Source organism: Dokdonia sp. R86516 (assembly GCF_044596715.1).
Taxonomy (GTDB): domain Bacteria; phylum Bacteroidota; class Bacteroidia; order Flavobacteriales; family Flavobacteriaceae; genus Dokdonia.
In genome coordinates this window covers 638,754-652,194 of sequence record NZ_CP138998.1, presented here as the reverse complement: position 1 = coordinate 652,194, position 13,441 = coordinate 638,754, and the positions used below count along the sequence as shown (strand labels likewise).

Genomic DNA, 13,441 nt, shown 5'->3' with positions numbered 1-13,441 from the left:
ATTATATAGGATTATGGCGCATTACGAAGCACCTATACGAAGACCACTAGTTACCGGAGATAAAACTTATCACGATGTAACTTTAGATATAGTCGCTCCTGTTGAAGGGCGAGCTAACAAATCATGGTGGATCGTATTCTCTATCGCACTTGTTGCTTTCTTATGGGGAATAGGCTGTATTATCTATACTGTAACAAACGGTATCGGTAGTTGGGGTCTAAACAAAACTGTAGGATGGGCTTGGGACATTACTAACTTTGTATGGTGGGTAGGAATCGGGCACGCAGGAACATTGATATCTGCGGTACTATTATTATTCCGTCAGAAGTGGCGTATGGCAATTAACCGCTCGGCAGAGGCGATGACTATCTTCTCTGTAGTTCAAGCTGGTTTGTTTCCTATTATTCACATGGGACGTCCATGGCTAGCGTATTGGGTACTACCTATACCTAACCAGTTTGGTTCTCTATGGGTAAACTTTAACTCACCACTACTTTGGGATGTATTTGCAATTTCTACATACCTTTCGGTATCACTAGTATTCTGGTGGACAGGATTGCTACCTGATTTTGCTATGATACGTGATAGAGCTGTAAAGCCTTTCCAAAAGAAGATTTATAGTTTACTTGCCTTTGGTTGGTCGGGTAGAGCAAAAGACTGGCAGCGTTTTGAAGAAGTATCTTTGGTACTTGCAGGTCTTGCAACACCATTAGTACTTTCTGTACACACGATTGTATCCTTTGACTTTGCGACATCGGTAATACCTGGATGGCACACCACGATATTCCCTCCTTACTTTGTTGCAGGAGCGGTATTCTCAGGGTTTGCGATGGTAAATACACTTCTTATTATAATGCGTAAAGTTGTGAGTCTTGAAGCTTACATCACCGTGCAGCATATTGAGCTTATGAACATAGTAATTATGATTACGGGTTCTATAGTGGGTGTTGCTTACATTACAGAGTTATTTATGGCGTGGTATTCTGGTGTAGAGTATGAGCAGTACGCATTCTTAAACAGAGCAACCGGACCTTATGCATGGTCGTATTGGGCAATGATGACTTGTAATGTGTTCTCTCCACAGTTTATGTGGTTCCCGAAGCTAAGAAGATCTATAATGTTCTCTTTTATCATATCAATTGTTGTAAACATAGGAATGTGGTTTGAGCGTTTTGTGATTATTGTAACTTCACTTCACCGTGATTACTTACCATCATCATGGACAATGTTCTCGCCTACATTTGTTGATATAGGTATCTTTATTGGTACTATCGGTTTCTTCTTTGTGTTATTCTTATTATACGCTCGTACTTTCCCAGTGATTGCACAGGCTGAAGTAAAGACAATAATGAAGTCTTCTGGTGAGCGTTACAAGAAGTTGCGTGAGTCTGGACAATCATTAGTAGGTACAGGGGCAGATCCTCGTACTTCTGGTGGACCGGTTAAAATAAATCTTGACGGGGCTTACATTGCAAAGCCGCAAGAGGTGTCTAAAGGTGAAACTGTTATCGCTGAAGATAATCATGGTGCAGAATCATTAACTGATCGTCTAGGTTCATTTGATGCTGCTACGCAGAAGGCAGATGATCTCAAAGTGATCAATGGTATTGGACCAAAAATGGAGGAAAAACTTAACGTTCTTGGTATTTATACATACGAGCAGGTGAGTAGAATGACTTCTAAGGAATATACTTTACTTGATAATCTAACTGGATCATTTCCTGGTCGTGCAGAGCGCGATGACTGGGCTGGTCAAGCTAACAATCTTAAATAATTAAGTATGGCATCTACAGTTATACACGCAATATATACGGATGACGATGTTCTCATGAACGCTGTCAAAGAGGTAAAGAAGAAGCATCTTCATATCAATGATATCTTTACTCCATTTCCTGTACATGGACTTGATAAGGCTATGGGGCTTGCGCCTACTCGCTTGGCTATAACAGCATTCCTTTATGGGTGTGTTGGAATTACAGTAGCTACGTTAATGATGAACTTTATAATGATCGAAGATTGGCCACAGAACATTGGTGGTAAGCCTTCTTTTAGTTACATTGAGAACATGCCGGCTTTTGTGCCTATTATGTTTGAACTTACAGTGTTTTTTGCTGCGCACTTAATGGTAATTACTTTCTATTTAAGAAGTAGATTGTGGCCATTTAAAAAGGCAGAGAACCCAGATGTACGTACAACAGATGATCACTTTCTTATGGAAATTGATGCAACTGGTAAAGATGGAGAAGAGCTCGCAAACTTTCTAGTTACAACAGGAGCGGTAGAGATTAATTTAATTGCAAACGAAGCATAAGCCAACGCAATGAAGAATATATTTAAAATAGCTGTTTTATTAATTGCCTTTGCAAGTGTAATCTCTTGTCAAGACGATAGTAAGCCTAACTATCAGTATATGCCTAACATGTATGAATCTGTAGGTTATGAAACATACGGTAAATACGAGGTTTTTCCTGACGGTTATGAGCGACTTGAACCAGCAGAAGGTTCTGTTATGAGAGGTTGGATGCCTTATGATTTTGAAAACACTCCAGAAGGTAAAGCTTCCGCGAAAGCGAACTTAAAAAATCCACTTCCTCTTACTGAGGATAACTATGTTAAGGGTAACGAACTTTATAATATTTATTGTTCTATCTGTCATGGCGTTAAAGGGGACGGGAAAGGTAATCTAGCAAAACGCGAAAAGATTCTTGGTGTACCTGCATACAACGATGCTGGTAGAGCTATCACAGAAGGGAGTGTATACCACGTAATGTACTATGGTATAAACTCTATGGGATCTTATGCATCACAAATGACAGAAGATGAACTTTGGATGGTTGATCATTATGTAATGGGTCTTAAGGATGCATTAGATGGGAAGCCACAGAAGGAATTTACAGCTTCTGAAATCATCTCTGAGATGACTGAGGGTAAAATCGATACTGATTTAAACGAGGGTGCAGTAGACGCTATCCCTGGTCCAGAATCGGAGCCAATGAATGCTCAAGGTCACGAATAAAACTAATTAACGGAACAACCGATATTTAAGATATGTACACATTATCTAAGAACTTAAAATTATCAGCTATCATATTTATGGTAGTAGGGGCGTTGTTATTCGCAGTTGATGCGGTACTCATGCCATCCACAATAGCAGATATCGAAGCTATGCATGCTGGTGATGATCACGGAACAAGTCATGATGCAGCTACATCTGGTAGAGATCATGATACACACGAGGCCGTTGCATCAGCAAAAGATCACGGAGATGATCATGCAGTTGCTAGTCATCAAGCTGAAGAAGGTCATGCAATGAGCGAAGCAGAACACAATCAACACCTTCTAGATGGATATAAGAATAAGCCATGGTCTGCTGTATACGTAGCGGCATTCTTTTTCTTCATGATTTCATTAGGATGTTTAGCGTTTTACGCTGTTCAATACGCAGCGCAGGCTGGATGGTCTCCTTTATTGCTTAGAGTAATGGAAGGTATTACTGGCTATTTATTGCCAGGTAGTATTATTATGCTAGTATTATTAGCGCTTTCTGGATTCCATTTTAACCATATCTTCCACTGGATGGCAGACGGTATTACAGACCCAGCTAGTGAAAACTATGATAAGTTAATTGCTGGAAAGTCTGGTTGGTTAAATGTACCAGGACTCTTATTTAGAGCGGTTATCTTCATTGGTGGTTGGAATGCTTATAGATTCTTTGCTGTGAAGTTTTCTAAAGAGCAAGATGAAGCAACGGATAACAGATCACACAAGAAGTCATTTAAACTTGCTGCTTTATTCTTAGTATTCTTTTTATACACTGAGTCAATGATGTCATGGGATTGGATTATGTCTATTGATCCACACTGGTTTAGTACGCTATTTGGATGGTATGTACTTGCAGGAATGATGGTTTGTGGTATCACAACAATCGCTTTAATAACTATGATACTTAAAGGTGCAGGTTATTTACAAAGTGTAAACGATAGTCACATACATGATCTTGCTAAATTTATGTTTGGATTTAGTATTTTCTGGACATACTTATGGTTCTCTCAGTTTATGCTTATTTGGTATTCAAACATTCCAGAAGAAGTAACGTATTACATACAGCGTATAGAAGATTATAACCTACCATTCTTTGGAATGCTTGTAATGAACTTCCTATTCCCATTATTAATACTTATGAATAGTGATTTTAAACGTGTGAACTGGTTTGTAGTTATGGCTGGTATCGTTATACTGTTAGGTCATTATGTTGATATATTCAATATGGTTATGCCTGGTACAGTTGGACAGGCTTGGTCGTTTGGATTTGTAGAGATAGGATCTCTTATGTTCTTCTTTGGATTATTTGTACTTATCGTATTTACGTCTCTTACAAAACGTCCATTAGAAGCTAAGCGCAATCCGCTTATTGAAGAAAGTAAGCACTTTCATTATTAGAATATAGATATAAAGAAGTTAGAAAGCAATGACAGGTTTATTAGCACTCATCGTAGTAATTCTATTTGTAGTCACGCTTTGGCAGATGTCAAAGATCTTTAAACTATCACAGTTTAATAATAAGACTAATAGCGAGACGGCTCAAGTAGCTGACGACAAAGACAACCGCATCAATGGTAAATTGATGTTATGGTTTGCCATAGTATTTTATTTTATAATGGCATACTGTTTTATTAATTACAGTAAATTTTACCTGCCAGAGGCCTCTTCAGAGCATGGAGCGGATTATGACAATTTGTTATTTATCTCATTAGCACTTATTATGTTTGTGCAAGTTATAACACAAGCATTACTGCATTACTTTGCTTATAAGTATAGTGGAAAGAAAGGGCAGAAGGCACTTTTCTATGCAGACAACGACAAATTAGAATTTATCTGGACTATTATTCCGGTTATCGTTCTTGCTGGTCTTATTATCTATGGTCTTTTTACATGGTCTGATATAATGAACTTTGAAGAGGACGAAGACGCCATTGTAGTAGAGCTTTATGCTAAACGTTTTGGATGGCAAGCTAGGTATGCTGGAGAAGACAATATTTTAGGTAATGCTAACGTAAGGTTTATAGAGGGAGCAAACACTGTTGGAGTTGATGAAAGTGATGCAGATGCAATGGATGATAAGATCACTACAGAACTACACCTTCCTGTGGGGCGTCAAGTAATCTTTAAACTGCGTTCACAAGATGTTCTTCACTCGGCATATATGCCACACTTTAGAGCACAAATGAATGTCGTGCCTGGAATGATTACTCAGTTTTCATTTACGCCTTCAAAAACTACAGCCGAAATCCGTGATACGGATTACATGAAAGATAAAATGGCTACTATCAAGGAAATTAGAAAAGAAAAGAATAAGGTTTCTATTGCTGCTGGAGACGGCCCAATAGATTCATATGACGAATTTGACTATTACTTGCTATGTAATAAGATTTGTGGAGCTTCACACTATAACATGCAAATGAAGATTGTTGTTGAGACCCAAGAAGAGTATGATGCTTGGATTGCAGAACAAAAAACATTTGGTAGTTCTATTGCAGCGGCTCAAGAGTAAAAAAAAGAAAAAGAAAAATTAACTAAAGAATCAAGGTATGGCAGCACACGCACCAACAGCAGATCATGGTCATGACGATCACGAGCACCACCACGAGCAAACTTTTGTAACAAAATATATCTTTAGTACAGATCATAAGATGATCTCAAAGCAGTACTTAATCACTGGTTTGATAATGGGTATTATAGGTATCGGAATGTCATTGATATTCCGTCTTCAACTTGCTTGGCCAGATCACCAATTCACTATCTACGAAGTACTCTTAGGAGACTGGGGTAAAGATGGTGTAATGGATCCAAATATTTATTTAGCACTTATTACTATACACGGAACCATCATGGTGTTCTTTGTACTTACCGCTGGTTTGAGTGGTACATTTAGTAACTTATTGATTCCACTTCAAATTGGAGCTCGAGATATGGCTTCTGGATTCTTGAACATGGTATCCTACTGGTTATTTTTCCTTTCGTCAGTAATCATGGTTCTTTCTCTTTTTGTAGAGTCTGGTCCAGCTGCTGCAGGATGGACAATTTACCCACCATTATCAGCATTACCTAACAGCATTCCGGCTTCTGGTATGGGAATGACATTATGGTTAGTTTCTATGGCTATCTTCATTGCTTCCTCTTTATTAGGATCTTTGAACTATGTTGTAACGGTTATTAATTTACGTACTAAGGGTATGTCTATGACAAGACTTCCTCTTACAATCTGGGCATTCTTTGTAACAGCAATTATTGGTGTTGTTTCATTCCCAGTATTACTTTCTGCGGCATTAATGCTTATCATGGATAGAAGTTTTGGTACGTCATTCTTCTTATCTGATATTTATATTGGAGGTGAAGTATTACATAACTCTGGTGGATCACCTGTATTATTTGAGCACCTTTTCTGGTTCTTAGGTCACCCAGAGGTTTATATTGTATTATTACCTGCATTAGGGATATCATCAGAAATTATTTCAACTAATTCACGTAAGCCTATTTTTGGTTACCGTGCGATGATTGCTTCCATTCTTGCGATTGCATTTTTATCAACCATAGTATGGGGTCACCACATGTTTATTTCAGGGATGAATCCTTTCTTAGGATCTGTATTTACATTTACAACTCTGCTTATTGCGATACCATCTGCAGTAAAGGCTTTTAACTATATTACAACCTTGTGGAAAGGTAACCTCCAGTTCAACCCTGGAATGTTATTCTCTATAGGATTAGTATCTACATTTATATCAGGTGGTCTTACAGGAATTATCCTAGGAGATTCTACACTCGATATTAACGTACACGATACGTATTTCGTAGTTGCTCACTTCCACTTAGTAATGGGTATATCTGCTCTTTATGGATTATTTGCAGGAGTGTATCACTGGTTCCCTAAGATGTTTGAAGGTAAGATGATGAACAAGAACTTAGGTTACGTTCACTTCTGGATCACAGTAATTGGAGCATACGGTATTTTCTTCCCTATGCACTTTATTGGTATGGCTGGATTACCTAGACGTTATTACACAAACTCGGCTTTCCCATACTTTGATGATTTATTAGACGTTAACAAGGCGATAAGTATCTTTGCATTCATAACTGCAGGAGCACAATTAGTCTTCTTATATAACTTTATCCACTCAATGTTCTATGGAAAAGTAGGAGAGCAAAATCCTTGGAAGTCTAACACATTAGAATGGACAACGGGCCACAAGCATATTCACGGTAACTGGGCAGGTCCTATACCAGAGGTACAACGTTGGCCATATGATTATTCTAAACTGAATAAGGATGGTTCAGACTACGTTATTCCTGGTCAGGATTTTATTCCACAGACGGTAGCTCTTCAACCTAATGAAGAAGAAATGAATCACTAGATATTTATTATTTAGATTTATAAACCCACTCTATTGAGTGGGTTTTTTCTTTTTATGCTTTCGCGAAAGCGTACTAATTATGATAAAATTTTATGAGTGCTCATAAGTTTACTTTATCTATGAGCCAACACTATTCCTTATCTTTGATTGAAAGCACAGCTATTTATGAATGAGCATTTAGACCCCACAAACGAAGGTTTTTCTAGAGAAGATGTAGATGTCGAAAAGGCGTTAAGACCGCTATCCTTTGATGATTTTGCGGGTCAAGATCAGGTGCTTGAAAACTTGAAGATTTTTGTTCAAGCAGCAAATCTTAGAGGAGAGGCGCTGGATCACACTTTATTTCATGGGCCTCCGGGTCTGGGAAAAACAACTCTCGCAAACATTCTTGCAAACGAGCTTGATGTAAATATTAAGATAACATCAGGTCCAGTACTTGATAAACCAGGTGATCTAGCTGGATTACTTACTAATCTTGATGAGAGAGATGTACTTTTTATTGATGAGATACATAGATTGAGTCCCATAGTAGAAGAATATTTGTACTCAGCAATGGAGGATTACCGTATAGACATCATGATTGAAACCGGGCCTAATGCTCGAAGTGTACAGATTGATCTCGCACCATTTACACTAGTAGGTGCCACAACACGCTCTGGATTGCTCACAGCACCTATGCGTGCACGTTTTGGTATTTCAAGTAGATTACAATATTACACCACAGAATTGCTTACCACTATTGTAGAACGAAGCTCTAACATATTAGGAGTTCCGATTTCTATGGAAGCAGCCATTGAGATAGCTGGTAGAAGTAGAGGAACTCCTCGTATTGCAAATTCATTGCTTAGACGTGTGCGTGACTTTGCACAGATTAAAGGCAATGGTAGTATAGACATTGCTATCGCAAAATATAGTCTAGAGGCACTTAATGTGGACGCTCATGGACTAGATGAGATGGATAATAAAATACTTGCGACTATAATAGATAAGTTCAAAGGTGGTCCAGTAGGGATCACAACACTTGCTACTGCCGTTTCTGAAAGTGCAGAAACTATTGAGGAAGTATACGAGCCATTCTTGATACAACAAGGTTTTATCATGCGTACACCTCGAGGAAGAGAAGTTACAGAAGAAGCTTATAGGCATCTAGGTAGAGTAAAAGGACCTGTGCAGGGCGGGCTTTTTTAATTAGTGCGATAGAGCATGTATGTTTAATTTGGGAAGGATTCATATTTTTTGAAAGCCTAGATTATGTTAGTTTCATTCATGCCGTATCTTTATAATTGACCCTTGAAAATAGTATATGGCAGATCAAATCCCAGCAGTATCCGTGTTTAAATTTCTTGCAAATGCAGGAAGTATCCTTAAGAATCCTCTACCTTTTCATAAAGAAAACTTTGAGTCAAAAGGTGATACTTTTAAATTAAAACTTGGTTTTGGCAATGATGTTGTCTTTTCAAGAGATCCAGAATTTGCCAAATATGCACTTCAGAAAAATCAGCGCAACTATGGTAAGTCTCCTATCCAAACTAAGGACTTAGCAAAATACGTTGGAAAAGGTCTTCTTACTGCAGAAGGTGATCACTGGAAGAAGCAGCGAAAGCTAATACAGCCAGCATTTCATAAAAAGCAGTTAGCACAATTACTTGATGCAATGCATAAGGTAATTAAAGAAGAGCTTTTGCGTATTGAAACACATAAGGCTTTTGACGTGTTTGAAGTTTTTAATGATCTTGCATTTATGACTGTCGTTAAGGCATTGTTTAAAACTGATGTAGATCGAGACAAAATAAATAGATTACAATACATCACAGAGCAAGCTCAAAAGATGCTTGTAAAAGAACTTCGCCAGCCATTTAAAGCATGGTATTTTAAGTATGGTGGACCTATAGATAAGCATCTCGCTCTTACAAAAGAGGCGAGGGTGATTCTAAAGGAACTTGTACAAGAGCGCAAGGATGGCGGTGACAAGCCTGGTGATTTACTTGATATGCTTCTGGATTCTCAATACGAGGATGGCGGATTTATGGAGGAAGAACAGCTTATAGATGAAATTCTCATTTTGTTTTCGGCGGGTCACGAGACTACTTCAAACGCACTTACATTTACAGCCGAGTTACTTGCTAGAAATCCTATCTGGCAAGATAAGATTTATGAAGAATACGCTTTCGCGAAAGCGAACTCTACCAATCTCAATGAGTTTTTAAGAAATTGTAATCTTACTAAACAAGTACTTGAGGAATCAATGCGCTTGTATCCACCGGCATATTTTATAGATCGTGTGAATATTGAAGATGACGAGCATAATGGCATGAAGATACCTGCGGGTTCTAATTTGCTATTTTCTGTGGTAGAAATTCATAAACATAAGGACTTCTGGGATCGAGCAGATCAATTTGATCCTACTAGATTTGATGAGAATGCAGGGATGAAGCATGCGGCATATTTTCCTTTTGGGGCGGGTCCTAGAATGTGTATAGGTAATAATTTTGCTATGTATGAGATGATACTAGCCGTTACTGAGCTAGTGGCTACGTTCAAAATTACTCCAAAAAGCACGCCTATTGAAATATTACCACTGATCACCTTAAAGCCTAAAAATGCATTGCTGGAGTTTATACCAAGGTAGTAATGATTGAAAATCGAGCGAAACATACTGCATTCATTAAAGCCGAAGCTACTCGCTTAGGTTTTATGTCTTGTGGTATAAGTAAAGCTGGTTTTCTAGAGGAAGAAGCACCGCGACTTGAGTCATGGCTAAAGCAAAATATGAATGGTGAGATGCAGTATATGGAGAACTACTTCGATATGCGTCTTGATCCTACGAAGCTCGTGGAGGGCTCAAAAAGTGTTATTTCTCTTTTACTTAATTATTTTCCTCACGAAATTCAAAATGAAGATTCGTACAAGATATCTAAGTATGCTTATGGCCGCGATTATCATTTTGTGATAAAGGATAAGCTTAAAGAATTTTTACATAACATTCAAGAGAACATAGGAGATGTGCACGGTCGAGCTTTTGTAGACAGCGCTCCAGTCCTTGATAAGGCATGGGCAAAAAAAAGCGGATTAGGCTGGATAGGAAAGCACAGTAATCTACTCTCAAAAAAGACAGGGTCTTTTTACTTTATTGCAGAGCTGGTGATTGATCTAGATCTAGAATACGACACACCTGTTACAGATCACTGTGGGAGTTGTACTGCTTGTATAGATGCATGTCCCACAGATGCTATTGTTGATCCTTATAAGGTAGATGGTAGTAAGTGCATAAGTTACTTTACGATAGAGTTAAAGAATCAAATACCTGATTATGCAAAGCCACACTTAGACGATTGGATGTTTGGTTGTGATGTATGTCAAGACGTATGCCCTTGGAATCGTTTTTCAAAGGCTCATAGTGAACCTCTATTTGATCCTCATCCTGCATTACTAGCTAATTCAAAAAAAGACTGGGAAGAAATTACCCAAGAAGTGTTTTCAGAAATCTTTAGAAAATCTGCAGTAAAGCGCACCAAGTATTCGGGTTTACAGCGAAATATTGATGCGTTAAAAAAATAACTAAAGAGCGTGTTGTTATTGCGAAATTCCTAAAAATGAAGTCGCTTAATGTTATCTTAATATTTTTGCTGATATTACTGACTTGAATCATAATAAAAACCCTGCATATTTATGAATAAAGTACTCAGTAGTATCAAAAAGCCTAACCTATCCTTCTGGCAAATATTCAATATGAACGTTGGTTTTCTTGGAATTCAATTTTCATTTGGACTTCAACAAACTGCCATAAATCCAATATTCTTATACCTGGGAGCTGCCGAAGATTTGTTGCCTATTCTTAATATTGCTGGTCCTATTACAGGATTGATAGTGCAGCCTATTATAGGCGCGATAAGTGATAAAACCTGGTCGCCTAAGTTTGGAAGAAGGAAGCCATTTTTTCTCATAGGTGCCCTCATAGGTAGTATCTGTTTATTTGCATTTCCATTTAGTCCGGTGTTATGGGTAGCAGTTGCATTGCTGTGGATACTTGATATAGGGAACAACATGGCCATGGAGCCTTATAGAGCGTTAGTAGGGGATAAGTTACCACAAAAACAGCTGAGCCTTGGTTATCAAATGCAAAGCCTTTTTGTAGGTGCAGGAACAGTGATTGCCATGCTCTCTATTATATACTTTCAGGAAATTTTTGGTGTTGCCGAAGAAATCGTAGGGAGCATACCCCAGTGGTTATACTACTCATTTTTTATAGGTGCCATATTATCTATTACCACCATATTATGGTCTGTAAGCAAGACCAAAGAAATACCACCCTCAGATAATGAAATGGTAGAAATAGAAGGATTTAGAAAATTATCCTTTGTACAGAAATTTATACATCCCTTTGTTGAGATTGCTCAAACTGTAAAGACGATGCCTGCATTTATGTGGAAGGTTGCAGGGGTGTACCTTTTTCAGTGGTATGCATTATTTGTATACTGGCAGTTTAATGTTCCTATGTTTAGGGATACCCTAAATTTCACTATTGGGGAAGCGGCATCGCAATCTGCAAAAATGAGTTTGACTTATAATTCTGTGACCATGGTTGTTGCGCTTGTGCTCGTCCCGCTCACGTTAAAGTTTGGTGGTAAGAAAATTTATGCAGCAAGTTTGTTAGGTACAGCTCTTGCTATGTTTTTGATTCCATATATAAACGATGCAAATTTAGTATTGGCGCCTATGATTCTGTTCGGAATAGGCTGGGCTGCAATGATGGGAATTCCATACACAATGGTTTCCAAGATTGTACCACAAACTAAACGTGGTATTTATATGGGTATATTGAATATGATGATTGTCATACCTATGGCAATCGAGACCGTTACTTTTGGTCCTATCTATAAATATTTACTTGATGGTAATGCTACAAATGCAATATTATTTGCAGGAGTGTTTTTCTTAATATCGGCTATTCTAGCACTTAGGTTAACACCCAAGCAAGCCCAAGAGGTTTATAATCAAGCAGAGTAGTTAGTAGTTTACATCATTTATAAGTATCAAAATTCTAAAAAGGCGTGAGTAGAGATATCGACATAATATGTGTAGGTGAAGTTTTAATAGACTTTATAGGGCACCAAAAGGAAGTGAGAATAGATCAAACTAGGGATTATCACAGATATTTAGGCGGTAGCCCTACAAATGTGGCAATGAACTTAGCACGTCTAGGGATGAATGTGAAGCTTGCTGCGACTAGAGGAGATGATGGTTTAGGTCTATACATTGAAGAAAAACTAGCTGAAAATGGAGTGCAAACGGATCTTGTAAGAACAGATGCACAAAACCCTACAAGCGTAATATTTGTATCGAAAACGACGGGAACGCCAGACTTTATTCCATACCGTTATGCAGACACAAAAATCACCGAAGATCAAATTCCAGATGAGCTTATTGAAAAGACCTCTATCTTTCATACCACAGCGTTTGCATTAAGCAAAAACCCTGCTCGAAAGACTATTTTAGGCAAAGCTAAGAAGGCCTTTGAGGCTGGCTGTACTTTGAGTATAGACCTTAATTACTCACCGCGTATTTTTCCTAAGAGAGAAAAGGCGATGGAGACTTTTAGACAATACTGTTCATATAATCCGCTAGTGAAGATTAGTGAAGACGATATGGAGCGCTTGTTTGATGAGCGTAAGTCTCATGATGAGATTTTTGATTTCTTTCATAATGATTTCGGCGTGGAGCTGGTTTGTCTCACGTTGGGTTCTGATGGTGTTAAGCTTTCGCGAAAGCGTAAAAACAAATCTCAAAAAGTAATAGAACTACCGGCAGCAAGAGTAGAAAATATTCTTGACGCTACAGGTGCAGGAGATGCCTTCTGGAGTGGCTTTTTATTTGCATACATCAAGGAGTATGAAGTCAAGCGATGTCTCAAAATCGCACTATCACTAGCTGCAATAAAACTACAGCACGTAGGGAGACTTCCTCAAAATGTAGATATCTTAACGCAATTATTAGATTTTAAATAGAACCCTACCTCATAACTATAATGT

11 protein-coding genes are annotated in these 13,441 nt (G+C 38.1%); all 11 read left to right on the top strand.

Going from position 1 to position 13,441, the window contains the following annotated elements:
- Positions 1-10: 10 nt before the first annotated feature.
- The 11 genes from nrfD (at position 11) to SJY23_RS03015 (ending at position 13,417) form a co-directional block, all read left to right on the top strand.
- Positions 11-1,774 (top strand): NrfD/PsrC family molybdoenzyme membrane anchor subunit, encoded by a 1,764-nt coding sequence (nrfD, locus tag SJY23_RS03065; RefSeq protein ID WP_396598090.1) that lies wholly within the window; start codon positions 11-13, stop codon positions 1,772-1,774.
- A gap of 6 nt (positions 1,775-1,780) precedes the next feature.
- A complete protein-coding gene (locus tag SJY23_RS03060) occupies positions 1,781-2,311 on the top strand; it encodes a DUF3341 domain-containing protein (protein WP_035335618.1) in 531 nt (176 codons plus the stop codon).
- A gap of 9 nt (positions 2,312-2,320) precedes the next feature.
- Complete coding sequence (locus SJY23_RS03055; RefSeq protein ID WP_396597398.1) at positions 2,321-3,016, top strand: c-type cytochrome; 696 nt, start codon at positions 2,321-2,323, stop codon at positions 3,014-3,016.
- A 32-nt stretch (positions 3,017-3,048) separates the two neighbouring features.
- A complete protein-coding gene (locus SJY23_RS03050) occupies positions 3,049-4,440 on the top strand; it encodes a quinol:cytochrome C oxidoreductase (protein ID WP_396597397.1) in 1,392 nt (463 codons plus the stop codon).
- Positions 4,441-4,468: 28 nt separating this feature from the next.
- The gene (locus SJY23_RS03045) at positions 4,469-5,551 is read left to right on the top strand and encodes a cytochrome c oxidase subunit II (RefSeq protein ID WP_396597396.1); all 1,083 of its coding nucleotides are present in this window, start codon (positions 4,469-4,471) and stop codon (positions 5,549-5,551) included.
- Positions 5,552-5,588: 37 nt separating this feature from the next.
- Positions 5,589-7,412, top strand: coding sequence for a cbb3-type cytochrome c oxidase subunit I (locus SJY23_RS03040; protein WP_035335623.1), 1,824 nt, complete (start codon positions 5,589-5,591; stop codon positions 7,410-7,412).
- 165 nt (positions 7,413-7,577) lie between these two features.
- Positions 7,578-8,600 carry a Holliday junction branch migration DNA helicase RuvB gene (gene ruvB / locus SJY23_RS03035; protein ID WP_396597395.1) on the top strand — a complete coding sequence of 341 codons (1,023 nt, stop codon included), beginning with the start codon at positions 7,578-7,580 and terminating at the stop codon, positions 8,598-8,600.
- 115 nt (positions 8,601-8,715) lie between these two features.
- Positions 8,716-10,041 (top strand): cytochrome P450, encoded by a 1,326-nt coding sequence (locus tag SJY23_RS03030; RefSeq protein ID WP_396597394.1) that lies wholly within the window; start codon positions 8,716-8,718, stop codon positions 10,039-10,041.
- A 2-nt stretch (positions 10,042-10,043) separates the two neighbouring features.
- Positions 10,044-10,970 carry a tRNA epoxyqueuosine(34) reductase QueG gene (gene queG / locus SJY23_RS03025; protein WP_396597393.1) on the top strand — a complete coding sequence of 309 codons (927 nt, stop codon included), beginning with the start codon at positions 10,044-10,046 and terminating at the stop codon, positions 10,968-10,970.
- Positions 10,971-11,081: 111 nt separating this feature from the next.
- A complete protein-coding gene (locus tag SJY23_RS03020; protein ID WP_396597392.1) occupies positions 11,082-12,419 on the top strand; it encodes an MFS transporter in 1,338 nt (445 codons plus the stop codon).
- A gap of 44 nt (positions 12,420-12,463) precedes the next feature.
- Positions 12,464-13,417, top strand: coding sequence for a carbohydrate kinase family protein (locus tag SJY23_RS03015; RefSeq protein WP_396597391.1), 954 nt, complete (start codon positions 12,464-12,466; stop codon positions 13,415-13,417).
- Positions 13,418-13,441: the final 24 nt, after the last annotated feature.

Coding starts and splice junctions, on each gene's coding strand:
- SJY23_RS03060 (WP_035335618.1), top strand. CDS start 1,781: ATGGCATCTACAGTTATACACGCAATATATACGGATGACGATGTTCTC.
- SJY23_RS03055 (WP_396597398.1), top strand. CDS start 2,321: ATGAAGAATATATTTAAAATAGCTGTTTTATTAATTGCCTTTGCAAGT.
- SJY23_RS03050 (WP_396597397.1), top strand. CDS start 3,049: ATGTACACATTATCTAAGAACTTAAAATTATCAGCTATCATATTTATG.
- SJY23_RS03045 (WP_396597396.1), top strand. CDS start 4,469: ATGACAGGTTTATTAGCACTCATCGTAGTAATTCTATTTGTAGTCACG.
- SJY23_RS03040 (WP_035335623.1), top strand. CDS start 5,589: ATGGCAGCACACGCACCAACAGCAGATCATGGTCATGACGATCACGAG.
- ruvB (WP_396597395.1), top strand. CDS start 7,578: ATGAATGAGCATTTAGACCCCACAAACGAAGGTTTTTCTAGAGAAGAT.
- SJY23_RS03030 (WP_396597394.1), top strand. CDS start 8,716: ATGGCAGATCAAATCCCAGCAGTATCCGTGTTTAAATTTCTTGCAAAT.
- queG (WP_396597393.1), top strand. CDS start 10,044: ATGATTGAAAATCGAGCGAAACATACTGCATTCATTAAAGCCGAAGCT.
- SJY23_RS03020 (WP_396597392.1), top strand. CDS start 11,082: ATGAATAAAGTACTCAGTAGTATCAAAAAGCCTAACCTATCCTTCTGG.